A 26,774-nucleotide genomic window follows, 5' to 3' on the forward strand; every position below is an offset into this window, starting at 1 on the left:
GCCTGCCGGCGCCTGTTTCCCCCGCCTCCGCTGCGGGACAGGTAAGTGTGCACCTGCAGAACCCACGGCCCTGCTAGCAAATTTAGTGCAATTTCCTGGTTGCCGATCGGCGGAAGCGATACGGCATTTGCGGGAAAGCATCACTGGCTGCTAATTCATCAGGGAGCCACCACACGCTACTGATGCGACATATTCTTGCTATATGTACCCAGTGGGACGGGAGCCAGGCCTTGCTACATGCAACTCCCCGGAAAATCACTCTATAACCGACTGTGCTCCCCCCTGTTTGGTCAGGATTTTCCCCAGGGGCGGGACATTGCCTCCCAAATCCACGAACCTTGAACGGGGCTTAACGTCCAATGGAAATAGAATCAGGATCGAAAGATACGGAGGACCCGGGAGCAACTGCAGTAATCACCCACCGTGTGTGCGAAGAACACCAGGCTGCCTATGAGCAGTGGCTGGATGAAATTGCACCCAAGTGCAAAGCATATCCGGGTCACCTGGACTGGAGTATCATTCGTCCGATCCCCGGAATCACTTCCACCTTTACCGTGGTGATCCGCTTCGACACCAAGGCACACCTGCAGGCATGGATGGACTCCGGGGATCGGCAACGGCTGATAGACCAGGTCCAGCCTTTGTTACTGGAGGGCGATGATTTTTATATCAGCAGTGGTCTCGATTTCTGGTTCACCCCCAGTGGCGCCAGGGCGCAGTTACCCACCCGCTGGAAGCAGTTCCTCGCGACCTGGTCGGTAATCTATCCCCTGGTACTCGGCATGCCGTTGTTGATTTTGCCGGCATTGCGTGCAGCAGGATCTCCCGAAAACCGGCTACTGGACACTTTCGTGCTCACCGGGAGTATCGTGTTCCTGATGGTCTATGTGATCATGCCCCGCTACACAAAGCTCATTCGACACTGGTTGTTTGACTGACAGGCATGCCTGGAAGCCCTGCCAGCCTGCTCACTGCCCGCGTAGCTGCAGTCAAGCCCGGGCAATACCCAGGTGAACTGGAAAACGGGAGCCACAATGTCTGGCCGCGTTATTTTTTTTGATGTGATAGAAACCCTGTTCTCTCTGGCTCCATTGCACGACCGCTTTTCCAAGCTGGGCCTGCCGGAGCAGACAGCACCGCTATTTTTCACACAGTTGCTGCGGGATGCTTTTGCCCTGTCGGCCGCCGGCAGGTTCCAGCCCTTCCCGACGATAGCTCGCGCGACCCTGGAAGTTGTGCTCACCAACGCCGGCAGTCCTGTGAACGATGACCGGGTCGAGCGCATTCTGGGTGAATTCTCACGGCTGCCCGCGCACCCGGATGTGCGCCCGGCGCTCGAGCGGGTGCGGGCAAGCGCCGATACCCGGGCGATACTGCTGACCAACGGCTCACGGGACAATACCGAGAAGCTGGTACAGGAGGCGGGACTCGAATCTCTGGTGGACGATATCGTCTCCATCGAGGAATTTCGCGTATGGAAACCCATGGCACAGGTATATCGGCAGGCCGCTGCGCGGGCGGGCGTTGCACCGGAGCAGGCCACCCTGGTCGCGGCCCATGCCTGGGACACCAATGGCGCCATTGAAGCCGGACTCAATGCAGTCTGGGTCAGGCGCCAGGACACTACCTACCATGCCCTGATGGCCACGCCGCGGGCCTGTGTGGCAAACCTTGAAGAGGCTGTGCGCGCAGTGCTCAGCCCCACCTGAGCGGGTTGCCAGCTGCGTCCACTCAATACCCAGGTTCCAGGCACTGGAAGTTTCCCGGGGGCTGGCTGCCGGGCTTGGCATTCAGCAGCAGGAAGCTCATCACGTGCAGGTTCTCGAAACGCGCCTCGTAGGGCGGGAAGCTCTCCACGCCGTGCGGGAAGGCGTTCAGGTGGCAACGGGCACAGCTGAAGCCCTTCTGGGTATAGGTTTCCAGGGTGGTGTTCACCAGGTTCTGCACATTGGAGTGCTGCGGCCCCGGGATACCGGGACCCAGGTGCGGGTTGGGCTCACGCAGGTTCTTATTCTGGGTCCCGATCAACTGGTAGTAGGACCAGACGCTGTCCTTCAGCAGCGCCTGGTATTTGTAATTCACCAGCTGCACATCCGGCGGGATCGGGGTTACCCTGGAGACATTGACCATTTCCCGCTCTTGCTGCGGTACCAATGCTTCGCCCGCCTTGTACGGTAACGGGATAACATTGGCCACCCCGCCCTCGCCGTTCACCTCGTAGCCATTGGGATAGCGGGCCGGGCGGCCATTGACCCCACCGGGATTGAGGGCCGGGCGCGCCGGTTTCGGCAGCGTATCGAACAGCTTCCTGCCCACTTTTACGTTATCGATATGCTCGAAAGTGGATGGCAGGTGACCAAACGGCGTCACCCGGTGAATATGGAACCCCACCAGCCCCATCAACGTGGGTTCGCTCAGGGAGCCATCCGGCAACGGGAACTGCAGCACCCGGCGGAAATAGCGGCCGGGAATATCGGCATCCTCACCCTCGGTCTTCAGTACCTTCCAGGCCGCCTTCACCTCGGTCATGCCCTGCTGTGCCCAGGGAGGCAATGCATCAATATAAAATTCGGTTCCCTCCGGCACCCGCTGGAAATAACGCCGGGCCGGGTCACCCGGGTGTTTTGCCAGCGGCGGCGCGGCATTGTTGGCATCGGCGTAGTCGATGTAATCCTGCACCACCTGCGCCTGGGTATCGGCATCGTAGTAACCGAACTGCTTGATATAGGTGAAATAGGGCTGGCTCTGGGTGACCTCGACCCGCAGGTAGCGGCGGTTCTGGTCCACCACCGGGCCGGTGGGTACATTGGCGTTGGTGTATGGCTGGTTGATACCCGGGGCAAAGGGCTTACCGTAGGCGTAATCCCCCACGTAGCATGGGGGGCGGGCCACCCGTTGCAGGCCGGTAAAGTCCGGCTGCCCCCACTCCACCGGCCACTGCTGCGGGTGGACGAATACGGTCTCCGGCGACATATAGGTTTCCCATACCACGACACGCTCGGGATCGTAGGTATTCGAGATCGGGGCCAGGCGCGCCCGCGGATCCGGTTCCCCGCGCAGGCCACCCTCGCGATAGGGCCAGTTCAGGGCAATAAAGCTCTGCCAGGCAAATTCATAGATATCCAGCTGGCTCGGGTCACCGGCCGGTGTATTGCCCGGGAGTTGCGGCCGGAAGCGCTGGTTCACGTCGAACGGCATGATCCAGGGCCTGTCCACGAGCAGGGATTCCGCCGTGACGGGCGGCGCCCCCCCGGCAGCGACAATCAAAAACAGCCCCAGCCAACCAATTCTGCCCGCCCTGTCCATACGCCGATATCTCCCTACTTCAGTTGGAGTGCAACTGGCGTTCCACACCTAAAGCCTAGATCGGGATGGCCACCGTTCCCGCGATCCCGGGATCATTGGCGCACGTTTGCTCCCGCAGCACGCTGGAATGTGCCCGGAGCAACGCAGCCGGCCCGGGTTTTGCCATCAACTACCCGGTTACTTACACTGGGCTTTGGTAAATTCGCGGGTCCTGCCCCCTCACACGAAAAGTGGTTTGCCCATGCGAAAACGACAGGAACAAGTGCACCCCCAGTCGAAAATCAGGCGGGGGCTGTCCATGGCGGTTATCCCCATTGCCGCGGCGGCCGGGCACCTTGCCAGCGCGGCCTTTGGTGCAGGTGAAATTTCTGTCGAACCAGCTTTCGCCCTACTGACCGTACTGGCCAGCGCCATCGTCTTTGTGGCCAGCTACTGGCTCTATGGCTGGTCCGAACGGGCTAACTTCCGGCACGCCCCAAAAAAACCGCTGCGCCGGCTGGCCTCGCCCGTTTTGTGGATGCCCATGATTATTGTGCTGCTTGCCGCTTTCGCGCACCTGTTGAACCAGTCGTGATGCGCCGGCAGGCCGCCAGGCGCGGGTTGATCCCGGCTACTCTCGCGTGCGTATATAAACTCAATGGGAGCGGCACAGAACAGGAAAGCGCGGGGATACCTTGGCCGATAACCGATTCACGATGTTTTACGATGGTCGCTGCCCACTGTGCATGCGGGAAATCCGCCACCTGCGCCGCTGGGACACCCGACATCGCGTAAATTTCATCGACATCAACTCGGCCGACTTCAGCGAACGCTATCCGCAGATCGACCGTGAACGCGCAATGGCAGTATTGCATGCGCAGCTACCTGATGGACGTGTGATCACCGGTCTCGATGTGACCGTGGAGACCTGGTCCCGTGTAGGCAAGGGGCACTGGGTCCGCTGGCTGCGCTGGAGGCCGATCCGCCCCTTCAGCAACCTGGCTTATCGCTTCTTTGCCCGGCACCGTGACCGCGTCGCTCAACTACTGACCGGGGAGCGCCGCTGCCCCGACGACCACTGCAAATGACCGGGGGACGCATTGCAAAAGACCAGACACTGGCACCGCGCCGATTTTGACCAGCTGGAAAAACTGTACCGGGTAAACCTGCTCAACAGCCTTTCCGGCTTCAAGAGCGCCAACCTGATCGGCACTGCCGATGCCAGCGGCCACCCCAACCTGGCGATGTTCAGCTCGGTAGTGCACCTGGGGGCCAACCCGCCCCTGATCGCCTTTATCAACCGGCCAGACAGTGTCGAGCGCCATACCCTGGAGAATCTTTTGGCCACCGGCTGGTTCACCGTCAACCAGGTCAATGACGACATGTGGCAGAAGGCCCACCAGACTTCCGCCCGCTACCCGCGGGAGGTATCTGAATTCGACGCCACCGGCCTTGGCGTGGCTACCTGCCCGGTGTGCCCCGCCCCGTTTGTCGCCGAGAGCCGCCTGCGCTTCGCCTGCCGCCTGGTAGAGCACCAGACCCTGCAGGTAAACGGCACCGTGATGGTTATCGGGGAAATCGAGTACCTGGAGGTAGAGGGCGAGGCCGTCCGCAATGATGGCTATATCGATATCGAACGCCTGGGCACGGTGGCGGTGAGCGGCCTGGACAGCTACCACCGCACCCGGCGCCTGGACCGGCTGCAGTACGCCAAACCGGACCGGCCGGTGCGCCCGCTGGGCAGTGCAGGCGACCGGGACTAACATAGCGCTGATAGCTTATTATGCGAGGAGGCGGTGTGAACAAATCAATCTTACTGATGGGCGCCGTGCTGGCACTGTTGCTGGCAGCCGGAGCTGGCGCCAGTCCCCCGCCGCTCAAGGACCTGTCGTCGCTCGTGTCGCAGAAGCGGGTACTACTGATCAGTGGCGTCCCCGCAACTGCTGGTTACCCGCAGCGGCTGCGCGAGGCGCGCGTCGAAATAGCCGAGCGCGACCTGGTGTGGTTTCGGCTGACGCCGCCGGCGATCGAGACCAACTATGCCGGACCGCTGGCACCCGGGTTCGGAGAGGCACTGGCACAGCGCTATTTTGGCGACGAAATCCCCGGTGCCACAGTGGTCCTGATCGGCAAGGACGGGACGGTGAAGGTGCGCTACCGGAAACTCGACCTTGAGGGGCTCTTCGAACGTATCGACAGCATGCCCATGCGCCGACAGGAGATAAGACAGTAGCGGACCCGATAGCGCCGCGCGGATGCCGACTGAGTTGCCCGGCTCTCCGCTGGCGCGGCCAATCACCATTTGGCCTGAACAGCCACAAAGTGCCCTGCCAACTGGTCCAGCCCGCGCTGTGGATCGTCCTCGGCACGCGGTCCGGTACCAGGGCACTGCTGTATTTCGTGCTCGCTGCGTTGACAGGCTTCCTGCTGCCTGAAACTGTCAACTACATTAAGCACTACGGCCCTGCCACGGGCAGCTGGCATGCGGTCGCAACGGAGGGGTGACGCCGGCGCACTCCTGGAGCGCCAGCCATCAGAGTGGGCACGTGTCGCTGTTTGAGCTTTCGCGCCACTCCGATCATCATTTCCGCGCAGGCCGCAAATACCCGGTGCTTCGCCACCACGACGGCGTTCGCAGATGCCCAGCGGCTGTCCCGGCATGATACTGCTGGCGGCCGTGCCCGTGCCCTGATTCCGGGTAATGGACCGGCGGCTGCAGCAGAACAGGCAACCGGTAACCGGACCCGATATCATGTCGAAAACACACAGAGAAAGGATGCAGCCATGCCAGTCGTTCAGAGAGACAGCCTCGCCCTTCACTACGAGATCCAGGGCAGCGGGCCCGCCCTGGTACTTCTCCATAGTTTCCTGTGCTCGGGCGCCATGTGGCGCGAGCAGGTGGAGGCACTTGCCGAGCACTACACCGTCATCACCGTGGATATTCGCGGCCACGGCAAGTCATCAGTTCCGCAGCAACCGTTCAGTATCTACGACCTGATGGAGGATGCGCTCGCGGTGCTGGACCGTGAGGGGATCGACAGCGCCATCTGGGCGGGCCTCTCCATCGGCGGCATGATCGCACTACGGGCGGCGGTCAAGGCACCACAGCGGGTCAGGGGCCTTATCCTTATGGATACCCACGCGGGGCCGGAAAAAATGCTCAAACAGCTTCGCTACCGCCTCATGGTTCTCGCGGCGCGCATCTTCGGGATCCGGTTGCTGTTACCGCAGGTAAACAAGCTGATGTTCGGTGACTTCACGCTCGTCAACAAGCGCGACCTGGTAAATGAATGGCAGGAAGAATTTGCCCGCGTGCCCATGCCTACCATTGCCCACGGCGTCAATGCCCTCTGCAGGCGCGACTCACTGCTTTCCCGACTGGGACTGATAGAGAAGCCGACACTTGTGATTGTCGGCGACGACGACCGCTCCCTGCCACCACACCTGTCCAGGGAAATTGCCGATGGTATCGAGGGGGCGCGACTGGAGATGATCGCCAAGGCCGGGCACCTGACGGCACTGGAGCAGCCGCAAGCAATCAACGAAAAGATGCTCGAGTTCCTCCGGGAAATCGACGCGGGGGAAGCGGCGTCCTCACCGAGCGAAAATTCCACGCCGGAACATTCCTAGGCTCCCGCACGAGTCACTCGGGCCCGTCATGCTGGCGGGCCCTTTTCATTGTATTTTTCAATCGCCCTAATTACCGGGTGTATGGGAGCGGCCATAGAGGGACGCTCTCCAGCAGCGGTTTAAGCCGGCAGGGCAGTAGTTCGCAGCGTGTGCCGATACCTGAATTAAACTTTTACATCGACTCTCCGGAAAAATCATCCTGTTTGCACATGCTCCCTGCAGTTTATTAGGCTACTGGGCACATTTTCCGCGGGCGAGTTCGCACCGGCCGCGAACCCGACACCGACCACTTACTGGAGGTCCAATGTTTGTCGAATCGATCAAGTCACCCGGCCTGGCACAGATTTCCTACCTGATCGGCGATGGCAGCGAAGCAGCTGTTATCGACCCGCGCCGCGACTGCGAAATCTACGCAAAGATGGCCCGCGAAAAGGGGTGCCGAATTACCCATATTTTCGAAACCCACCGCAACGAGGACCTCATTTCCGGCGCCCCCATCCTGTCGGGCATCACCGGCGCCCCGGTCCACCACGGCCCCAATCCCGCAGATGACGTTGTCTATGCCGATACCGTTCGAGAGGGCGACTCTTTTACCTTTGGCCACATGCGAGTTGCGGTGCTGGAAACGCCGGGACACACTGACGACAGTCTGTCGTTTGCAATTTACGACGACAACTTCGGCGATGAAGCAGTGGGCGTCTTCACTGGCGACGCACTATTTGTCGGCGATGTCGGGCGCACGGATTTTTATCCCGATCGCGCCGAGGAGGTGGCCGGCAACCTCTATGACAGTCTGAAGAAAATTACAGGGCTTGGCGACCAGGCGATTGTCTACCCCGCTCACGGCGCCGGTTCTGTATGCGGTGACAATATGGCCGACCGGGATTTTTCCACGATTGGTTACGAGCGCCGGAACAACCCGATGCTGGGAATTGAAAAGCGGGACGAGTTCGTAAAGCGCAAAGTCAATGAGCACCACTACCAGCCGCCCTATTTCCGTGTGATGGAGCGCCTGAATCTCGAGGGCGCCGCGCCCGTCGCATCCGTCGTTACCCCACGGGTGCTGGACATGCAGGCGTTCGAGGAGCTGTCCCGCAAGGGGACGCTGGTGGATGTCCGGGGGATCGCGCCTTTCCTCGGTGCCCATATTCCCGGCAGCCTCGCCCTGCCCGTGGATATGATCACGGCCTTTGCCGGCTGGTTCCTGGATGAAAACGATGAGCTGATACTGGTTGCGGACAGTGCGGCCCAGGCTGAAGAGGCGGCCCGTAACCTGGCGCGTATTGGCTACGACTGCATCCTCGGCTACCTGGATGCCGCCATGCCCGGCTGGGCGGCAGGCGCGCGCCCTTTCGAGCGCGTGCAGGTAATCGACGCGGATGGCGTGCAGAAAAGGATCGACAAGGGAGAGGACAACTGGGCCCTGCTGGATGTGCGTGGCAAGGGCGAAGTGGAACAGGGCATCATCAAGGGTGCCGAGACGATCTACGTAGGCAAACTGCCACAGGAGATGGACAGGCTTGCCCGGGACCGGCATTACACCGTCATGTGCGCCAGCGGTGCCCGGGCAACTGTCGCCGCGTCGGTGTTGCTACGCGCCGGTTTCCAGAATGTCGATGTATTCCTGGGCTCCATGGGCGCCTGGCAGTCAGCCGGCCACAAGGTTGTCGAGCCCGGCTGAGTGCCAAGTCTGCTGCAGCGGCCAGCGGCTCCCGGCTTCAGGCCGATTCGGAGCCCGCTGCCGCTGCGGCGGCCAGGTCGCGGGATGCCGACCCCCTCGCCACCTGGGCACGGGCCGCATTAAAGGCCTGGAACTGCGTCAGGTAAACCTTACCGGACAGGTGGGCCAGGAAGCCGGTGCGCTTCAGGCTGTCCATCACCGGTCCCTTTACCTCCGACAGGTGCAGGCCGATACCCAGCTCATCCAGGCGGTGGTTGACGGCCTCCAGCACTTCCAGCGCACTCCAGTCGATCTCGTTGATGGCACTGCACATCAGGATCACATGCCGCACCTGCCGGTTTACCGCCAGGTCACCGTAAATCCGCTCTTCCAGGAAGGCGGCATTGGAAAACATCAGGCTCTCGTCGACACGGATGGTGAGGATCTCCGGTACCGTGAGCACCTTGTGGCGACGGATATTGCGAAAATGCTCGGTGCCCTCCACGAGGCCCACTTCGGCAATATGGGGCTTCGAAGTACGAAACAGGAACAGGGCAATGGACGCGCCCACACCACAGGAAACCCCCGCCTCCACCCCGAACAGCAGGGTCACCACGATAGTGACAAGCACCGCGAAGAAGTCGCTGCGGCTGAAGTTCCAGGTCTTGCGCAGGATGGAAAAGTCCACCAGGGTGAGGACCGCAACGATAATGGTTGCCGCCAGAGTGGCCTTGGGCAGGTAATAGAGGTACGGCGTCAGGAACAGTGCCGCCAGGGCGATGCCGATCGCTGTGAGGATGCTGGCCATCTGCGTCACCGCGCCCGCGTCGAAGTTGACCACCGAGCGGGAGAAACCGCCGGTAACCGGGAAACCACCCGAAAGGCCCGCACCCAGGTTGGCCGCGCCGAGCCCCACCAGCTCCTGGTTCACATCGATTTTTTCCCGGCGTTTTGCCGCCAGCGTTTTGCCCACCGACACCGACTCCACGTAACCGATGATGGAAATCATGATGGCGGGAACCAGCAGCGCCTCCACCAGGGCCAGCGAGGGCCAGGGTAACGACAGTTCGGGCAACCCTCCCGGGATCTCCCCCACCAGGGCAACACCCCTGCCCTCAAAGCCAAAGCTGGCCGCCACCACGATGGTGGCAATCACCCCCACCACCGGTGCCGCCTTTACCAGCATACTCGCGGCGTGCGACGACAGCGGCAGACGGCCTAGCAATCGCACCGCGCCGCGGCGCGACCACAACAGGAAGATAATCACCGCCAGCCCGGTGCCCAGGGTGTACTGGTTGACCTGGTCAATTTCCCCAACCAGGGAAACCGCCATTTTCATCAGCGTGTCCCCATCCGCACTGACCCCGAGCAGGTGCTTTAACTGGCTCAGGGCGATCAGCAGGCCGGAGGCGGTAATAAAACCGGAGATGACCGGGTGCGAGAGGAAGTTGGCCAGGAACCCCAGGCGCAGCAATCCCATCAGGGTCAGGAACAGGCCCGACAGGAGGGCCAGCACTGCCGCAGCCACCAGGTAGTCGCCAGTGCCCTGCACCGCCACTTCGCCCAGGGCCGCCGCACTCATCAACGACGCCACTGCCACCGGGCCGACGGACAGGGTCCGGCTGGTGCCGAACACCGCGTAAGCCACCAGCGGCACCATACTCGCGTAGAGCCCCACCTGCGCCGGGAGGCCGGCCAGCAGCGCATAGGCGAGTGACTGCGGGATCAGCATGATGGTGACGATCACCGCCGCAAGAAAGTCCCGGCTGAATGTGGTGCCGTCGTAATCCCGCAGCCAATCGAGTATCGGCAGGGACCTGGTGAGGATGCTCGGCCTGAATTGCATATTCCAGATTACCCGGTATCAGTACTGCTCTTGCGCGCCCGGCTCAGGGCGCGAATGCTGTCACGACGCCGGACACATCAAAACCGGCGGCGCGGGCGCGATCGACCAGATCCCGCGGTTCGTCCCCGCCCAGGCATTTTGCCCCGGCCCAGAGATTGGTGGAGCGGTTACCGGTACGGCAGAAGGCATGCACCCGCTGCCCGCCGGCCAGCACCTGCTGGAACTGCTCACAATGCTCGCGAGTCATCTGGCCGCGCATAAATGGAATGGCGACAAACGCCATACCCTGCTCTTTCGCCGCCTGCTCCAGTTCAGCAAATGAAGGGTCGTTCTCGGCTTCGGTTTCGGTGCGGTTGCACACCAGCACCTGCACTCCTGCCGCGGCCAGCTGCGCCATGGCCTCGGGGCTGCACTGGTCCGATACACTGACCTGCTGGTCCAGTTGCTTGATTTCCATCGATACCTCCACAGGCGGGCCCGCGGCCCGCCGGAAATTATTGTTCAGGCTGTTTTCACCGGTTTCTTCCCCGGCAACTGTCCCGTTTACCTGAGGATATTAATCGGTACTTTGAGGTAGACGACGCCGTTGTCTTCAACCGGTGGCATTTCGCCGGCACGGATATTGACCTGGATCGACGGGATGATCAGGCGCGGCATACCCAGCGTCGCATCGCGCTCGGTGCGCATTTTGACGAACTCATCCTCGCTGATACCGTCGCGCAGGTGAATATTACTGCGCCGCTGTTCTCCCACCGTGGTCTCACACTGGTGCTCACGCTTGCCCTCCGGCGGGTAGTCATGGCACATGAACATGCGAGTCTCTTCCGGCAGCTCCAGCAGGTTTTTCACTGACTGGTAGAGTTTGCACGCGTCGCCGCCCGGGAAATCACAGCGTGCACTGCCGACATCCGGCATAAACAGGGTATCGCCGACAAACAGCGCGTCCCCGATCAACCAGGCCATATCCGCCGGCGTATGGCCGGGGGAGTAAATCACCCGTCCCTCCAGCTCGCCGATGGTAAAGGTATCGCCGTCATGAAACAGGTGGTCAAACTGGCTGCCATCCACCAGGAATTCCTTTTCCAGGTTGAACACGTCACGGAAGATGGTCTGCACCTCACGGATATGGTCACCGATGGCAATCTTACCGCCCAGCTGGTCACGGATATAGGGCGCCGCGGCCAGGTGGTCCGCGTGTGCGTGGGTCTCCAGGATCCACTCCACCGTCAGCTTTTCAGCGCGTACGAATTCGATGATCTCGTCGGCACCGCCTGTGCTGGTGCGGCCGGAGGGCGCATCAAAATTCAGCACGGCATCTACCACAGCCGCAGAACCCCCGGCATGGTCGTACACCACATAGCTCCAGGTTTCAGTATCCCGGTCCAGGAAGGATTTGACCTGCGGTCGGCTTGTTCTGGCAGTCATTGCTTGCCTCCAACTTCTGAATTACGGCCACAATATACTTTTCAATATTATATAAATCAATATAATATAAACCTGTAAATCATAGCGGCAGCCAGGTGGACCCTCCCATGCCCGACACATCGACCATCAGCCTCGACAAGATGCGCGCCTCGGCGGGCAATGCCTCGGCACTGTTGCGCTCACTGGGCAACCCGGACCGGCTGTTGCTGATGTGCCAGCTGAGCCAGGAAGAGCTCTGTGTGGGCGACCTGGAGGAACGACTGGATATTCGCCAGCCGAGCCTTTCCCAGCAGCTGGGCGTGCTGCGCCGGGAGGGACTGGTGGCCACCCGCCGGGAAGGCAAGCATGTGTTCTACCGCATTGCCGACCCGAAGGTCCTCACGCTGCTACAAACCCTGTATGAACTCTACTGTGCGGAGTAACCCAATCCATGACTATTGACTGGAATGCATTCACACCCTGGTCAGCCCTGGCCGGCGGTGCACTGATCGGCCTGGCGACCGCCCTGCTGCTGGTGGCCAACGGCCGTATTGCCGGCATCTCAGGCATCCTGGGCGGGCTGCTGGCCCGCCAGCCGGGCGAGACCGGCTGGCGGCTGGCCTTTACCCTGGGCCTGCTGGGCGGACCAACATTGTGGCTGCTGTTCCGGGACCTGCCGCCGATCCGTATCGAGGCCGGCCTTCCGGTACTGGTGGCTGCTGGCCTGCTGGTGGGCATCGGCACCCGCTATGGCTCCGGCTGCACCAGCGGCCACGGGGTCTGCGGGTTGTCGCGACTGTCGCCGCGATCCCTGGTCGCCACCCTCTGTTTTATGGGCGCGGGCTTTGTCACCGTGTTTGTTGTCCGCCACCTGCTGGGAGCCTGATCCATGAACAAGACCACAATCACCGCATTTGTCGCCGGACTTATCTTCGGCCTGGGCCTGCTACTGTCGCAGATGGCCAACCCGGAGAAAGTGCTGGCCTTCCTGGACCTGGCCGGCAACTGGGACCCGTCGCTGGCTCTGGTAATGGTGGGCGCCATCGCCGTGGGCCTGCCGGTGTTCGCCTGGGCAAAGGGGCGGCAGCAATCCCTGCTGGGAGAGGCGCTGGAGTTGCCAAGCAGCAATGCCATCGACCGCCCGCTGGTAGTGGGCAGCCTGCTTTTCGGCGCCGGCTGGGGCCTTGCGGGTTTCTGTCCCGGTCCCGCGGTAGTCGCCACCGGTGCCGGCGAGTTGAAGGCGGTGGTGTTTACTGTCGCCATGCTGGCGGGAATGACTGCCTTCCGGCTTTTCCGGCGCCAGGCCCAGCCCGCCTGATCACCGGGCCGGGAACTGCCGGGCCGCCAGTCCGCCCGTAACGCCGCCGGGGATCAGGTCTATCTTTGCAGAGGGTCTGGAGTACAGTACCCGTTCCCCGGCACCGACAGATAACGGAACAGCGGCAACATGCGGGCGAGCACCCTCGTACCCAGTTGGTTGAGAAACTACGAGCGCCAGTGGCTGGCGGGGGACACGCTCGCCGCCGTGGTGGCGACCATGATGATCGTGCCACAGGCCCTGGCTTATGCCGCCCTGGCCGGCCTGCCCCCCCATATCGGCCTCTACGCCAGCCTGCTGCCCCTGGTGGGCTACGCCATGTTCGGGACCAGTTCCGCACTCTCGGTGGGCCCGGTGGCGGTACTGGCGCTGATGACGGCCTCTGCACTCACCCCGCTGGCGTCACCCGGCAGTCCCGACTGGATCCTCGGGGCGGTCACCCTCGCCGCACTGAGCGGCATTTTCCTGTTCGTGATGGGCCTGTTGCGAATGGGCGCCCTGGCCAACCTGCTTTCCCACCCGGTCATCCACGGTTTTGTATCCGGCGCCGCCACACTGATCATCATCGGCCAGCTGGGCCCCCTGCTGGGGATTGAGGCCGAAGGTGACACGGCGCTGGAGATGATGCCGGAAACCGTCGAGCAGCTGCCGTATGTGGTCTCACCGGGCACGCTGGTGGGGATCGTTGCCCTGCTCCTGCTGGGCGCGGCACGCCTGTGGCTGTCCTACCTGCTGCGGCGTGCCGGGATGAAGAAGAAACGCGCAAAACTGATTGCGCGCCTGGCGCCGATGGTGGTGGTGGCGGTGGCAATCGCGCTGTCGTGGCTACTGGAATGGGACCGGCAGATGGACGTGGTGGGTGCCATTCCCTCGGGCCTGCCGGAAATCGGCCTGCCGGCACCGGAGTGGGGCATGACCTACCGCCTGTTGCTGCCGGCGCTGATCATTGCGCTGCTGGGGTTTGTGGAAAGCCTATCCATCGCCCACGCCATCGCCCTGCGCCGGCGCGAGCGGCTGGATGCCGATGCCGAGCTGCGCGGCCTGGGCGCCGCCAACCTGTTCAGCGCTTTCTCCGGCGGCTTTGCCGTCACCGGCAGCTTCGCCCGCACAGCCATTAACGATGAGGGCGGTGCAAAGTCGCCACTGAGCGGGGTGATCGCCGCCGGCATCCTGGCACTGGTGCTCCTGTTCGCCACCACACCCTTTGAGATGCTGCCACTGAGTGTTCTCGCCGCCACCATCATCGTGGCGGCCAGCAGCCTGATTGACCTGCCCGGCTTCCTGCATAACTGGCGCTACGACCGTACCGACGGCGTGGCCATGGCCGGGACTTTCCTGGGCGTGGTGCTGTTCGGCGTGGAGGCGGGCATCGGCATCGGTATCGGCCTGTCCTTCGCCACGCTGATCTGGCGGACCAGCCGACCGCACATCGCCGTGGTGGGACGCGTGCCCGGGACCGAGCATTTCCGCAATGTGTTGCGCCATACGGTGAAAACGCAACCCGGTATCCTGTTCCTGCGTATCGACGAAAGCCTGTTCTTCAGCAATATCAATGCGGTGGAAGAACGCCTGCTGGCAGAGCTGAAGCGCAACCCGGACACCCGCGACCTGGTGCTGATCCTGTCCTCGGTCAGCCGGATTGACGGTACCGCGCTGGAGCGATTGCAGCAGATTAACCGCGACCTGCGCGCGCGGGATATCCATATGCACCTGACTGAAGTAAAGGGGCCGGTACTGGATCGCCTGAGCCGCTCACGGTTCCTGGAGCAACTCAGCGGGCGTGTATTCCTGTCGTCCTACATCGCAGAACTGGCACTGCGCCGGCGCGACCGGCAGGACGGCAGCACCGCCCCCGCCTGAGCCCTGTACCCACCGGCCGGATACTGGCAAAATATCCAGTATTTGAGCCAGTGGTATTCATGTCGACATCGCTCACGGAAGAACAGCAGGCCATCGCCAACCATCCCGGCGGCCACGCCAAGATTATTGCCGTGGCCGGGTCGGGCAAGACCACCGCCCTGCTCCACTATATACGCAACCGGCTGCAGGCCGGGGTAGCCCCCGCGCGTATGCTGGTACTGATGTATAACCGCAGTGCGCGGGAGGATTTTGCCGCACGCCTGCAGCAGCTGGTGGACGGACCCGTGCCCGGGGTGCAGACCTTCCACAGCCTGGGTTACCGCCTGTACCAGCGCATGATTGCCCGGGGGCATATTGCCCCGGCCAATCTCTCGCCCCTGCCCCAGTCCACCGTGCAACTGCAGATCTGGAAGGCCATCGAGGCATGCGCCCCGCCGGAGGAGCTGGAGGACATCCGCGCACGCAAGCAGACCGAGGTGGAAGCAGCGGAATTCTTTATCGACTACACCAAGACCATTCTCACCGGGGACCTGAGCGCCTTCCAGGAACTGAAACTGGGCGACGAGTACATGTACTTCCTCAAGGTGTTTCGCGCTTTCGAGGAGTGGCGCCGCGAACAGCAGGCTGTCACCTTCTCCGACCTGGTCTACGACCCCGCGATCCTGCTCAGCCTCAGCCCCGAGATCGCCGCAGAGTACGGCAGCCACTATGAGGATATCCTGGTGGACGAATACCAGGACATCAACGAGGTGCAGCACTTCCTGCTGCGGGTGCTTTACGGCAAGTCCGGCAACGTGATCGCCATCGGCGACCCCGACCAGACCATCTATGAATGGCGCGGCTCAAAGCCGGCCTATCTGTTGAGCTATTTCGATGGGGATTTCCCTCCCTCCAACGTCTACCGCCTCAGCCGCACCTTCCGCTACGGCCACGCCCTGTCGCTGGCTGCCAACCACTGCATTGGCAACAACCGCGAGCGCGCCGATATCTTCTGCATCTCTGCAGACGGGGAGCGGGATACCAACATCGAGCTGGTCAACACCGCAAAGGAAACCCGCTGGCTGGTGGACCACCTGCGCCGCTGTCGCAAGCGCGGCGAGCCCCTCGAGCAAGTCGCCATCCTGGTACGGTTGTGGTCGGTGGCGGCACCGATCGAGCTGGCACTGCTGGCAGCCAACATTCCCTACCGCTCGGGTGCCCGCAACACCGTATTGTCGCGCCGGGAATTGCGCCCGCTGTTCTGGGCGCTCAATATCGCTTCCGGTCGCTTCGCCACGCTCCCCCCCGAGCGGCGGCGCCAGGGGCTGTACGAATGGCTGACCGCGCCCCATATCCGGATTGCCCGGCGTGTACTCGAACCGCTCTGTGCGCAACTGGCACAGCAATCCAGCGGCTGGGGCAACCACCTGCTGGCCATGGAGCCGGACTCCCTGAGCAAGCCGCAGTTGAAGCGCCTGCACCAGCGGGCCCGCCTGTTAACGGAAATAGAGAACTGGCGCGGCCATGCCGGTGAGCTGCTGCGCCGCCAACTGGGGGCGCTGGATTTTCTCACGGGCATTGCCGACGACAGCTTCACCCCCCAGCAGGGGGAGGAACGACAGCAGACGGTAGTGGCGTTCTGCCAGTACCTGGACCAGCTGAAGCAACCACCGGAAGAGGCCCTGGGCCACCTGCAGGAACTCCAGCGCCAGCACCGGGAAGGCACGCAGAGTACCGCCGACGCAGTCCAGATCACCACCATGCACCAGGCCAAGGGGCTGGAATGGGACCAGGTGATCATCCCCTCCCTGACCCGGCACAACATGCCCTACCAGCCGCAGCGGGACTTCAGCACGCCCGCCTCACTGGAAAGCGAACGCCGCCTTTTGTACGTGGCCATGACCCGCGCCCGGCGACAGCTCTACCTGCTCGCGCCAGAACCGGTGATTGAACAGCGCGATGGGAAGAAAGCCGCTACCGGGCCCGGCACGGGAACAGAAAATGACGAGCAACAGCCGTCACTGATGATCGAGGAGATGCAGTTACCCCTGAGCCTCCTGGTGGCCGGGGGCCTCCGCTTGCGGCCCCCGGCCCTGGAGAGCCCGGTACCGGTCTCCCGGATGGCGTTACGCTACATGGAGGCAATGGACTACAACCCGGATATCGAGGCGCCACCGGCAGCAGTGCGGCGGCCGCAAGCGGGGGAAGGAATCCGACACCGCAAGCTGGGTCACGGGCGGGTGGTTCGCTGGGAAGACGACCGGGTGGAGATACTGTTCAGCGACAGCCAATCGCGGCGGTTCGACTGGGAGCGCCTGGCCCCCTTCCTGATGTAAACCGGCGCCTGGCGCTGGTTGGTGCTAGTCAGTTGCCGCTGTTGGCCGCAGTGTGGGCGAACTGGCGGCTGACATTGAAATAGAGATCGTATTCATCCCCGGATTCCGGGTCGCGGACCTGCATCTTGTCATACACACCCTGACGGTCGTAGACAATCGACTGGTCCAGCACCTGGAGCCCCTTCAGGCGCACATAGCCACGCAGTTCTGACGTGGTGATGGTGTGGAAGGCACTCTCCTGGCTGAGGCCATCGCCACTGCTCTCGATCGCCTCCATCAAGCCCTCCACCATGTAGCGGTGGCGGTCCTCACGGGCGAAATCCGAACTACGGCCACTGCACAGGACACCGATCATGTGCGCCTCCAGGCTCATGTAATTGCCTTCCAGCACCCGGTCCACGTGCCCGAGGCACTCACCAAACTCGGCTTTTTCCACGGCGCTGTAGGCCTCCGCCAGGCCGTCCAGCCGCACCCCGCCATGGGGGTTGTAGTCCGCTGACTCGACGTAGGCCCGCCGCAACGCATTGAAATCGAGTGTGAAGGAGAGGCTCTTGGCCTCGCCCAGCAGGCGCTCGTACTCCGTCAGGGGCATGGACGGCGCCGTATCCGCGGGCGCCGCGCCATCACCGGAGCCGCCAGTGGGTGCGCTGCAGGCCGTCAGCAGCCCCATCCAGGCGAGAAGTGCCATCAGTACAAAATTCTTATGTGTGCGTATTGCCATTTGCTGATTCCGTTGCCGGTTTAACTCTCAGTCCGAACAATCCCCTGCGTTCAGTCTCCGCCATTTCCACCTGCGGTTGCAGGAACTGGCGCAACTTTTCCTGCTCCCACATCGCGTCCTGGTACCCAAGCTCGACCAGCTCGCCGATAAAAGGTTTCTCAAACAGCAGGTAACTGGCGGCTGAGGCCCCTCCTCCGGAAGTGGTAGCACCGGTGGCGCGAAACAGCCAGCGTACCGCCGGTGGCAGGTAGCGGACTTTACGCCCCGCCAGCCGGTCGAGACTCTGCGATGGCTCGATCACTGCAGAGTCCACCGGTCGCAACGGCGCAAGGCCTGCGAGCTCCCTGTCGGACACGGACTCCAGCAGCTGGTTGACGCGATCCAGGTGCTCGAGGTCCCCTTCCAGGCTGTCGATAAAGGCCGCGTTGAACAATTGCCCGGCTATCTGGGCGATGGACGGTGAATGGCGCGGGGCCTTGATCTTGCGCTTGCCCCAGTGCACCGGCGAGCGATTGTCCGACACCCCCACGACAAACACCCGGTTGGCCCCCAGGTGCAAGGCCGGGCTGATTGGCGCCAGCTGGCGCACGGCACCGTCCCCGTAATACTCATTGCCGATCTTCACGGTGGAAAACAGTGTCGGGATTGCCGCCGAAGCCATCAGGTGATCCACCGTCAGGCGGGTGCGCACACCATAGCGGCGAAAACGGCGCCACTCGCGCAGGTCGTCGGCGCCCTGGAAGAAGCTGACGGACTCACCGGCGCTGTAGGACATCGCATTGACGCAGACAGCCCGCAGTTGCCCCTCATCGATTTTGCGCTGCACATTGTCGAACTGGATAACCTCCCCGATCAGTTCCCGCAGCGGCGAGTTATCCAGCAGTGCCAGGGGCTTCTGCCGGCCCACGCCCTGGTTAAAGAGCGAACGCGTGATGGAAAACATGTTACCGAGCAGGCTGCGCCAGCTGCTGCCATAGATATCGTCCACGGACAGCCCCAGCCACAGGTCGCAAAGGCGGTCTACAGACTCCTTGAAGGTCCCCGGGTGTGACGCCAGCAGGAGCGCATTCACGCCACCTGCGGAAGTGCCACAGATGATCTGGAAGGGGTGCGGGGTATCGTCCGGCACCAGCTCGCCCAGCGCCTTGAGCACGCCGGCCTGGTAGGCCGCGCGGGCACCACCGCCGGACAGGACCAGGGCACTGGCCTGGTGGGTGAGACGCGGAATTTCTTTCTCTGAGGACAACGCTGCTTACCAATAAACCCGAACTGGGAAAAGTTACCGCCGAACCTCACGGTGCTCATGGGCAGCCGCCTGGCTCATGCTGCCGGACTACAGAGAATAGCAGCCGGCCGCGGCATTTCGATTACCGACCGGCTCAACCGGTCACCTTGGCACCCGCAACCTGAAGCGGCTAGAGCGCCATATCAACAACATAGCGCCCGATACCGTGGCCGCGGTGCAGGCGGGCGAGAAACTCCGGGGCCTGCTCCAGGGATATATCCTCGGCAATTCGCGCCAGCTGCTCACCGATATACCAGTCGCTCGCCAGCCGCTCCCAGACAGCCGCCTTCCTCTGTAAGGGCAGCTCGACACTGTCCACCCCGAGCAGGCTGATGCCTCGCAGGATAAACGGGAACACATTGGCCTGGAACTGGGCACCGGCGGCCATGCCACAGGCTGCTACCCCGCCACCATAGGCCAGTGACTTGATGACATTGAAGAGGGTCTCACCGCCAACCGTGTCCACCGCCCAGGCCCACAACGGCTTGGCCATTGCCTTGTTGGCGAAGGGCGCCAGGGTCTCGCGGTCCAGCACTTTCCACGCCCCCAGCCCGGTCAGGAAATCGGCGGACTCGAGTTTCCCGGTGACTGCCGCAACCCGGAACCCCAGGTGCGCCAGCAGGGCGACGGCAATAGAACCCACTCCGCCAGTGGCGCCGGTAACCAGTACTTCGCCCTGCTCGGGACGGGCGCCGGCTTCCAGTAACTTTTCCACACACAGGCCCGCAGTCAAACCGGCCGTGCCAAGGATCATCGACTCGCGCGCGGTGAGGCCATCCGGCAGGGGCAATGCCCACTCAACCGGGATGGCGATTCGCTCGGCCAGCCCGCCGGCGGTGTTCATGCCCAGGTCATAGCCGGTCACCAGTAGCTGCTGTCCCTCACTGAAGGTGCCACTGCGATCTGACACGACAGTACCTACCGCGTCGATACCCGGGGTGTGGGGGTACTCGCGGGTAACCCCGGGGCTGCCGAAGGCCGAGAGTGCGTCCTTGAAGTTAAGGGAAGAGTGCGACACAGCGAGCTGCAACGGATGCGCCGGCAGATCACTGACCGCTTTTTTTACCACCAGCTGGTCGAACTTGCCCGGGGCAACTTCCTCCACCCGGATCGCACGGAATTGCGCTTGCTGGTTCATGGGCTACTCCCTCCTCCTCGGGTCCAGCGGCTGCAGGGGCTTACTGGGCCTGGTGGCGCCAGGCTGCCAACCGCGACAGGAAGCGCATCAGCGCTGATTCGACACCGCTTTGTGCAGCCAGCCCCATCTTTTTGGCGATATTGGTCTTTTCCTTGTATTCGACCTCGTACAACGCGGCGTCCGCAGAGCGCCCGGTGAGATACTCATCGGAGGTTTTCAGCTCATCCACCAGGCCCAGGTCAATCGCACGCTGGCCGAACCAGACTTCACCGGTGGCCACTTTTGCGACATCGAGGCCGGGGCGGTACTCCGCCACAAAATGCTGGAACAGCGCGTGGATTTCCTCCAGGTCGCTCTGGAACTTCTCCCGGCCCTCTGCGGTATTCTCACCAAACATGGTGACGGTGCGCTTGAACTCCCCGGCTGTGAACAGCTCGTAGTCCACATCGTGGCGCTTGAGCAGCTTGTTGAAATTCGGCAGCTGCGCCAGTACACCGATGGAGCCCACCATGGCAAAGGGCGCCGCGATAATTCGGTCGGCGACACAGGCCATCATGTAACCGCCACTCGCGGCCACCTTGTCCACGGCGATGGTCAGGTGGATTCCCGCGGCGCGCACCCGTGCCAGCTGGCTGGCCGCCAGGCCATAGTTGGCCACCATGCCGCCGGGACTCTCGAGCACCACCACGACCTCATCACCTTTGTCAGCCACCTGCAGGATGGCAGTAATTTCCTCGCGCAGGTTGGTCAGTGCGCTGGCCTTGATATCACCATCGAAATGCACCACGTAAACCCGCGCAGGCTCTGCCGCGGCACCCGGGGCTGCAGCTTTCCCGGGCTGCCCGGCCTCCGCGTCTGCCTCAGCCTGCTCCGGCATATCGGCAAGCTCCGGGGCATTGCCACCCTTGCCTTTCTTTTCCGCCTTGTGCTTTTTGGCCAGTGCCTTGTCACGCGCCTTCTGCTCTTTGGCCTGCTGCTTCTTGCGCTGGGCAAAAGCGTGTTTGTCCAGTACCGCGTGCAGCAGGGCCTCTTTCATCTGCTCGTAGCGATCGTTGAGGTGCGTGACGCTGATATGGCCCTGCACCTGCTCTTTAAGGTGGGCGCGGTTGGCGACAATAAAACCAATGATGACCAGCAGGGCCACCACGATCGTTACCACTTTGGCCAGGAACAGGCCGTACTCACTGAGAAATTCCACTGAAACTCCAGATTAATCCGTTTACTGCCACTGCTCCATGGCGGACGTGGCCTGCTTGTTGAGCGGTCGCGCCAGCAACCCGGTATGGGAAATCTTCACCTCGTAGACAGCGCCATCCTCCATTGGCAGGAATGTCGCACTGCCGTAGACCGTGTCCACAAGGGGCAGGCGCGGGTCGATATCCCGCAGCAGCTTCCAGACGTCGACCCCGTAATTACTGCCGTTAAGCTGGTGTACCGTGCGCTGTTTTTCGCGTTCATCCTGGAGCGTCAGGTAGCGCCCGCTGAGGCGATCGAGGCGATACGCCGGCTTGATGCCCCAGCGGGACAGCGGCCCCTTCCACTTGAGCATGCGCGCGTCCAGCTGCCACTGGTCACCGCTCAGCTGGAATTCCTGGGTGACGCCGTCGGCGTCGGCAAACTTCACCATGAACTGCTGTTCTTCGAGTTCCTCAAATGACACGGTGCCGACACTGTGCTCATCGGCCAGGTTGCGGTAACTGTATACGTCCGCCGCCACCAGCACGATCATCAGGGCCGCGCCGAGCAGCGCCAGCCCCACGGTGCCGCGAATAAAGCCCAGTAGCCAGGTGCCCTTCAACAGCACCTTGCCACCCCAGAAAACCAGCAGCAAAGCGATCAGCGCAATCAGGAAGGTGATGGCGATATACATGATTTTCAATGCTCCGTTTAATCTGACTTCGCGTTTGCCGCACTGACAAAACCCCGGATCAGCTGCCCTGACAGGGTCTGCGGGGGCGGTATCTCCGCCGGCAGGTCACGGTAATGAAACCAGTGCGCCTCGGCGATTTCATCCAGGTCCGGTGCCAGTTCGCCGGCCACCCAGGGAACGGTGTAACCGAGCATTAACTGCCCCGGAAAGGGCCAGGGCTGGCTGCCGATATAGCATGGGTGGCCAACCCGCAGGCCCACCTCTTCATGCACTTCCCGCGCCACTGCCTGTTCTGCGCTTTCCCCGGGCTCGATAAAGCCCGCAAGCGCGGTAAAGAGGCCATGCCGGTGATGGGAATGCCGGGCCAGCAGGCACTCTTCCCCACGCGTCACCAACATGATGACACAGGGTGAGATCCGCGGGTATACCGACAACTGGCACTCGGGGCAGACACGCGCGCGCTCCCCTCCCGGGGACAGCGTAGTGGCCGACCCGCAACGACCGCAGTAGCGATGGTCTGAATCCCAGTTGGCCACCTGCATCGCGCGCCCGGCGAGATAGAACATTTCCTCATCGACCATCCCGAGCAGGGACCGCAGGCCACGCCACTCGCTACCAGGCACGTCGATGCGGGCCGAGAGCAGGTGGACCCCACAGGCTTGTCCTGACAATTCACCGAGATAGTGGGAGGCGAGCAAGAGGTCTGCGGGCAGGTCGAGGTGGGCGTGAACAAAGGAGCTGCCGGCACACAGGAGCTGGCCGCCGGCAACCACGATATGGCACGACAATTGGGGTTGGGGACCCGGCTGGGCCGCGGGGACAAAGCTTTGGTTCACTGCGCGCGACCGTTCAGGCCGCCTCCACCGGGTAACCCAGCGCCTCGAGGCTCTCGAGTGCCAGCTTCAGTGATTCGGGATCAGCCTTGCGGTGCATCTTCACCTCACCCAGGTAATACTCGAGACTGATGATGGCGTCGGCAAAGGTATCGAGTGCCTGCTCGATCTCGGGCACCGCCTCGCGCTGCTGCATCACTGTCTCGACAAAATCGATCAGTCGCTCGGTCACACCGGAAGCACGGGAAAGGTTCAGCACGATCAGGCCGCCGCGAACCGAGTTCAGGGTGGTGGAAACATTGCGGATATGCCCGTAGTCATAGTCTGACTCGGCGTAGGACGCCAGCGCACGCTTGATCAGGGAGAGCCCGGCCTCGGCCTCTTTCAGGACCGCCATCTCGGCTTCCGCCAGCTGGCTCATTTCCACCGCGGCATCCGCATGGCCGAACTCATCCACATCAATGCTCGAACTCTGGCGCAGCGCGCGAATGGCATTATCAACCTGCAGCACCTGTTGGGTCAGCTTCTGCAGCGCGGCCTCGCCCGCTGCTCCGCTGACGCGGGCATCAGAGCGAAACTCCTGTACGGCCTTGCCCAGGCCCGAACCCACCTTGTGGAAGTTCAGCATCAGCAGGATACTGGAGATTCGCTGCAGGTCGCCCATCAGGCCCTCGTCCTCGCACAGGCCGGCAACGCCCAGGGTCTCCACATCATCCAGCATGCGGCGCACGCCGGCGAGCTCCTCGTCCAGCGCCGTTGCCACGGCGGCAATTGCTGTGGCCCCGGGCCCCCCCAGGCTGGCGCGTTCACGCTCCAGCTCCGCTTCACCGTAACCGAGCGGAGACACATTGAACGCCTCCAGGATACGTCCGCCCTGCCCCCGCGGCGAAGATAATGCCAGCCAGTACAGGCTTTCCTTCAGCAACACCCCGGGCGGTGCCTGGTCCAGGGCCTTGTCGCCCTCCCGCTGCAGGGCACGCAGGCGTCGGTCAAACATGCTGAAAACCATTACCCGCGAGCGGCTGATATGCATCTTGCTGGAAGCCATCCCGGCCAGTGCCGCACCGGCAACCGCCCACAGCTTACCGATCGGCCGGCCCGCCGATACGCTGGCGACACGCTGCAGCGCGCGGGCCATCATGGTATAGGCAGGCTGGCAGGGCTTGCCCTGCAACAGCGCCAGCAGGCCCACCTGGTACATGTGCCGGAACCGGCGAACGAAATTGCGCAGGTCCTCTGACATAACGGCAGACGACACCGCCCCCGGCACATTGCCCTCCAGGCGGCACTGGAAGAAATGGCTCTCCGGCACAGGAGGCTCATTGCGGGCGGCCCGGAGGTGATTGATGTAGGGAATCAACAGCTCCGGACGGGCAACACCGCGGTGCTGCACAAAATCAAGATAACGGGTGATCACATAGAAGGAGGTACTCAGTGCTTCCAACACCTCCGTAGGGGGCTGCTGGGTGGCGGCCTCCAACTCATTGAGGGCGCCGAGCATTTCCTGGGCGAGAAGCTCCGCCCCCTTGAGCTGCACCATCTGCAGCACGCCGCAAATCTGGCGCACCGCCCCCATACAGGACTCCAGCGACTGGCGGTTTCCCGGGTCCACCGCAAACTGGTCCAGCTGCGCAGCGGCACTGTCGACGGCCGTCACCAGTTCTTCCTTAACCAGGTTCACCGAGGTTACATTGATTTCGCGCGATTCTGTCACTGCTTAATGTCGCCTTTTATCTCATCAACATGATTATTTTCTGACCGCCTACAGGCTTCCCGGCCCGTGGTGGCTGGCCAATTTATACTAAACTCATCGAGATTCCACTATCGGGGTGGCTATTTCCATCGATCAATCGACATTTCCGCCCCTGCATCAATTGACAGGCAGTAGCCCCTGGTGAAATCAGGCTGTTCCGGGATTCCCGGGGCATCTCGCCGCCCAGCCAGTCGCCATCGAACAGCGTCACTGGCACAAGCTCTCAAAGCCCGGCAACAACCAGCCCTGCGACACGCCAGGGCCCGGGGAAGGATACGGATTGATGACCCGCCAGCCCGCCCGCGCCCCTGATCCCGCCAAGCGTCACACCGGCGACGGGCTCGGGCGCGCCTTCGCTGAAAACTTCCTCGGCGAGGCACCCGACTGGTACAAGCTCACTATTATCATCTTCCTGCTGGCCAACCCGTTGCTACTGTTACTCGCCGGCCCCTTCGTGACCGGCTGGGTGCTGATCGGGGAGTTTATTTTTACACTGGCAATGGCCCTGAAATGCTACCCGCTGCCGTCAGGCGGGTTGCTCGCCATCGAGGCCATCGTTCTGGGAATGACGTCCACCGACGCGGTTTTTCATGAAGTCATGGACAATATTGAAGTCCTGCTGCTCCTGATGTTTATGGTAGCGGGCATCTATTTCATGAAAAGCCTGCTGCTATTCCTCTTTACCCGAATCCTGCTCAGGGTCCGCTCGAAAACCCTGCTGGCATTGCTTTTCTGCGGTGTGTCCGCTGCGCTGTCCGCGTTCCTGGATGCACTGACGGTCACGGCGGTACTGATCGCGGTTGCCGTGGGCTTCTACTCTGTATACCACCGGGTCGCAAGCAATCGCCCGCACCACCACGACAGCCATGACCATTCATCCGACGAGCATGTGGTTGAGTACCATCGCGAGGACCTGGACCAGTTCCGGGCCTTCCTGCGCAGCCTGATCATGCACGGTGCCGTGGGTACCGCACTGGGCGGCGTGTGCACCATTGTCGGTGAACCGCAAAACCTGCTCATTGCGGAAAAGGCCGGTTGGGAGTTCCTGCAATTCTTCCAGCAGATGGCACCGGTAACCATTCCCACACTGTTCGCAGGCCTTGCAACCTGCGTTCTGGTGGAGAATATGAAAATCTGCGGCTACGGCGCACGACTGCCGGCGGCCGTGCGGGAGGTGCTGGACCTGTACGCCCACGAGCAGGAAAGGAAACGCGCGAAGCGCGATGTCGCGGAGCTATGGATACAGGGGGGCGTGGCCATATTGCTGGTTTTCGCCCTGGCTTTCCACGTGGCCGAGGTGGGCATTATCGGCCTGGTGGTTATTGTGCTGCTTACCTCCGCCAACGGCGTGGTGCAGGAACCGCGTATCGGCCACGCTTTTGAAGAAGCCCTGCCCTTCACCGCGCTGCTGGTGGTGTTTTTTGCCATCGTCGCGGTGATCCACGAGCAACACCTGTTCGAGCCGGTCACCCACTGGGTCCTGGCCATGGATGAGGAGCGACAGCCATCCATGCTTTTTATCGCCAATGGCCTACTGTCGATGATCAGTGACAATGTCTTTGTGGCAACAGTCTATATCGATGAGGTCAAGGGTGCGCTGGAGGCGGGCGAAATCAGCCGTGCGCATTTTGAGAAACTGGCGGTCGCCATCAACACAGGTACCAACCTGCCCAGCGTGGCGACACCAAACGGCCAGGCGGCCTTCCTGTTCCTGCTGACATCCGTCCTGGCGCCGTTGATCCGGCTGTCCTACGGTCGCATGGTATTGATGGCACTGCCCTACACACTGGTACTGAGTACGGTGGCCCTGGCCTGTATGGTCTGGGTTATTGGCTGAGCCGCCGGCCGCGGTAATC

The 26,774-nt window shown here is 62.3% G+C and carries 25 protein-coding genes; 14 read left to right on the forward strand and 11 right to left on the reverse strand.

Going from position 1 to position 26,774, the window contains the following annotated elements; translation table 11 throughout:
* Positions 1-359 precede the first annotated feature (359 nt).
* Both LVE68_RS02720 and LVE68_RS02725 read left to right on the forward strand, forming a co-directional pair.
* Positions 360-938, forward strand: coding sequence for an antibiotic biosynthesis monooxygenase (locus tag LVE68_RS02720; RefSeq protein ID WP_232942858.1), 579 nt, complete (start codon positions 360-362; stop codon positions 936-938).
* A gap of 96 nt (positions 939-1,034) precedes the next feature.
* On the forward strand, positions 1,035-1,709 hold the full coding sequence (locus LVE68_RS02725; protein WP_232942859.1) for a haloacid dehalogenase type II: 675 nt from the start codon (positions 1,035-1,037) through the stop codon (positions 1,707-1,709).
* A gap of 22 nt (positions 1,710-1,731) precedes the next feature.
* Here LVE68_RS02725 and LVE68_RS02730 read toward each other — a convergent pair whose 3' ends face one another.
* Positions 1,732-3,306 carry a hypothetical protein gene (locus tag LVE68_RS02730; protein ID WP_232942860.1) on the reverse strand — a complete coding sequence of 525 codons (1,575 nt, stop codon included), beginning with the start codon at positions 3,304-3,306 and terminating at the stop codon, positions 1,732-1,734.
* Between the two features lie 298 nt (positions 3,307-3,604).
* Here LVE68_RS02730 and LVE68_RS02735 point away from each other — a divergent pair, with 298 nt between their 5' ends.
* The 6 genes from LVE68_RS02735 (at position 3,605) to LVE68_RS02760 (ending at position 8,596) form a co-directional block, all read left to right on the forward strand.
* Entirely contained in the window at positions 3,605-3,880 is a 276-nt protein-coding gene (locus LVE68_RS02735) for a hypothetical protein (protein ID WP_232942861.1), read from the forward strand.
* A gap of 100 nt (positions 3,881-3,980) precedes the next feature.
* A complete protein-coding gene (locus LVE68_RS02740; protein WP_232942862.1) occupies positions 3,981-4,373 on the forward strand; it encodes a thiol-disulfide oxidoreductase DCC family protein in 393 nt (130 codons plus the stop codon).
* Positions 4,374-4,385: 12 nt separating this feature from the next.
* Positions 4,386-5,048, forward strand: coding sequence for a flavin reductase family protein (locus LVE68_RS02745; RefSeq protein ID WP_232942863.1), 663 nt, complete (start codon positions 4,386-4,388; stop codon positions 5,046-5,048).
* A gap of 35 nt (positions 5,049-5,083) precedes the next feature.
* Entirely contained in the window at positions 5,084-5,518 is a 435-nt protein-coding gene (locus LVE68_RS02750; protein WP_232942864.1) for a DUF4174 domain-containing protein, read from the forward strand.
* A gap of 551 nt (positions 5,519-6,069) precedes the next feature.
* The gene (locus tag LVE68_RS02755) at positions 6,070-6,915 is read left to right on the forward strand and encodes an alpha/beta fold hydrolase (protein ID WP_232942865.1); all 846 of its coding nucleotides are present in this window, start codon (positions 6,070-6,072) and stop codon (positions 6,913-6,915) included.
* Positions 6,916-7,219: 304 nt separating this feature from the next.
* The gene (locus LVE68_RS02760) at positions 7,220-8,596 is read left to right on the forward strand and encodes an MBL fold metallo-hydrolase (protein WP_232942866.1); all 1,377 of its coding nucleotides are present in this window, start codon (positions 7,220-7,222) and stop codon (positions 8,594-8,596) included.
* A 37-nt stretch (positions 8,597-8,633) separates the two neighbouring features.
* Here LVE68_RS02760 and LVE68_RS02765 read toward each other — a convergent pair whose 3' ends face one another.
* The 3 genes from LVE68_RS02765 to LVE68_RS02775 all read right to left on the reverse strand — a co-directional run bounded on the left by LVE68_RS02765 (position 8,634) and on the right by LVE68_RS02775 (position 11,846).
* Entirely contained in the window at positions 8,634-10,421 is a 1,788-nt protein-coding gene (locus LVE68_RS02765) for a SulP family inorganic anion transporter (protein WP_232942867.1), read from the reverse strand.
* 43 nt (positions 10,422-10,464) lie between these two features.
* Positions 10,465-10,878: a TIGR01244 family sulfur transferase gene (locus LVE68_RS02770; protein ID WP_232942868.1), complete on the reverse strand. Its 414-nt coding sequence runs from the start codon at positions 10,876-10,878 to the stop codon at positions 10,465-10,467.
* Positions 10,879-10,964: 86 nt separating this feature from the next.
* Positions 10,965-11,846 (reverse strand): MBL fold metallo-hydrolase, encoded by an 882-nt coding sequence (locus LVE68_RS02775; RefSeq protein WP_232942869.1) that lies wholly within the window; start codon positions 11,844-11,846, stop codon positions 10,965-10,967.
* 107 nt (positions 11,847-11,953) lie between these two features.
* Here LVE68_RS02775 and LVE68_RS02780 point away from each other — a divergent pair, with 107 nt between their 5' ends.
* From LVE68_RS02780 to LVE68_RS02800, 5 genes are all read left to right on the forward strand, one after another.
* Positions 11,954-12,268, forward strand: coding sequence for an ArsR/SmtB family transcription factor (locus LVE68_RS02780; RefSeq protein ID WP_255701149.1), 315 nt, complete (start codon positions 11,954-11,956; stop codon positions 12,266-12,268).
* Positions 12,269-12,276: 8 nt separating this feature from the next.
* Complete coding sequence (locus LVE68_RS02785) at positions 12,277-12,711, forward strand: YeeE/YedE family protein (RefSeq protein WP_232942870.1); 435 nt, start codon at positions 12,277-12,279, stop codon at positions 12,709-12,711.
* 3 nt (positions 12,712-12,714) lie between these two features.
* On the forward strand, positions 12,715-13,143 hold the full coding sequence (locus tag LVE68_RS02790; RefSeq protein WP_232942871.1) for a DUF6691 family protein: 429 nt from the start codon (positions 12,715-12,717) through the stop codon (positions 13,141-13,143).
* Positions 13,144-13,272: 129 nt separating this feature from the next.
* On the forward strand, positions 13,273-15,003 hold the full coding sequence (locus tag LVE68_RS02795) for a SulP family inorganic anion transporter (RefSeq protein WP_232942872.1): 1,731 nt from the start codon (positions 13,273-13,275) through the stop codon (positions 15,001-15,003).
* A gap of 59 nt (positions 15,004-15,062) precedes the next feature.
* A complete protein-coding gene (locus LVE68_RS02800) occupies positions 15,063-17,318 on the forward strand; it encodes an ATP-dependent helicase (protein ID WP_232942873.1) in 2,256 nt (751 codons plus the stop codon).
* 28 nt (positions 17,319-17,346) lie between these two features.
* Here the strand turns inward: LVE68_RS02800 and LVE68_RS02805 are convergent, their stop codons facing one another.
* The 7 genes from LVE68_RS02805 to LVE68_RS02835 all read right to left on the reverse strand — a co-directional run bounded on the left by LVE68_RS02805 (position 17,347) and on the right by LVE68_RS02835 (position 24,879).
* On the reverse strand, positions 17,347-18,039 hold the full coding sequence (locus LVE68_RS02805; protein WP_232942874.1) for a DUF4919 domain-containing protein: 693 nt from the start codon (positions 18,037-18,039) through the stop codon (positions 17,347-17,349).
* Positions 18,020-19,285, reverse strand: coding sequence for a patatin-like phospholipase family protein (locus LVE68_RS02810; protein ID WP_232942875.1), 1,266 nt, complete (start codon positions 19,283-19,285; stop codon positions 18,020-18,022). Before LVE68_RS02810 ends, LVE68_RS02805 begins: the two co-directional genes overlap by 20 nt.
* Before the next feature lie 169 nt (positions 19,286-19,454).
* Positions 19,455-20,462, reverse strand: a complete 1,008-nt coding sequence (locus LVE68_RS02815) for a YhdH/YhfP family quinone oxidoreductase (protein WP_232942876.1) — start codon at positions 20,460-20,462, stop codon at positions 19,455-19,457.
* Between the two features lie 40 nt (positions 20,463-20,502).
* On the reverse strand, positions 20,503-21,660 hold the full coding sequence (gene sohB, locus LVE68_RS02820) for a protease SohB (protein WP_232942877.1): 1,158 nt from the start codon (positions 21,658-21,660) through the stop codon (positions 20,503-20,505).
* Positions 21,661-21,681: 21 nt separating this feature from the next.
* Positions 21,682-22,332 (reverse strand): cation/multidrug efflux pump, encoded by a 651-nt coding sequence (locus LVE68_RS02825; RefSeq protein WP_232942878.1) that lies wholly within the window; start codon positions 22,330-22,332, stop codon positions 21,682-21,684.
* 17 nt (positions 22,333-22,349) lie between these two features.
* Positions 22,350-23,168, reverse strand: coding sequence for an NAD(+) diphosphatase (gene nudC / locus LVE68_RS02830; RefSeq protein WP_232942879.1), 819 nt, complete (start codon positions 23,166-23,168; stop codon positions 22,350-22,352).
* A gap of 13 nt (positions 23,169-23,181) precedes the next feature.
* Positions 23,182-24,879 carry a hypothetical protein gene (locus LVE68_RS02835; RefSeq protein WP_232942880.1) on the reverse strand — a complete coding sequence of 566 codons (1,698 nt, stop codon included), beginning with the start codon at positions 24,877-24,879 and terminating at the stop codon, positions 23,182-23,184.
* A gap of 322 nt (positions 24,880-25,201) precedes the next feature.
* Here LVE68_RS02835 and nhaB point away from each other — a divergent pair, with 322 nt between their 5' ends.
* Entirely contained in the window at positions 25,202-26,755 is a 1,554-nt protein-coding gene (nhaB, locus tag LVE68_RS02840; RefSeq protein WP_232942881.1) for a sodium/proton antiporter NhaB, read from the forward strand.
* Positions 26,756-26,774: the final 19 nt, after the last annotated feature.

The organism is Microbulbifer sp. YPW16 (assembly GCF_021290385.1).
Taxonomy (GTDB): Bacteria; Pseudomonadota; Gammaproteobacteria; order Pseudomonadales; family Cellvibrionaceae; genus Microbulbifer; species Microbulbifer zhoushanensis.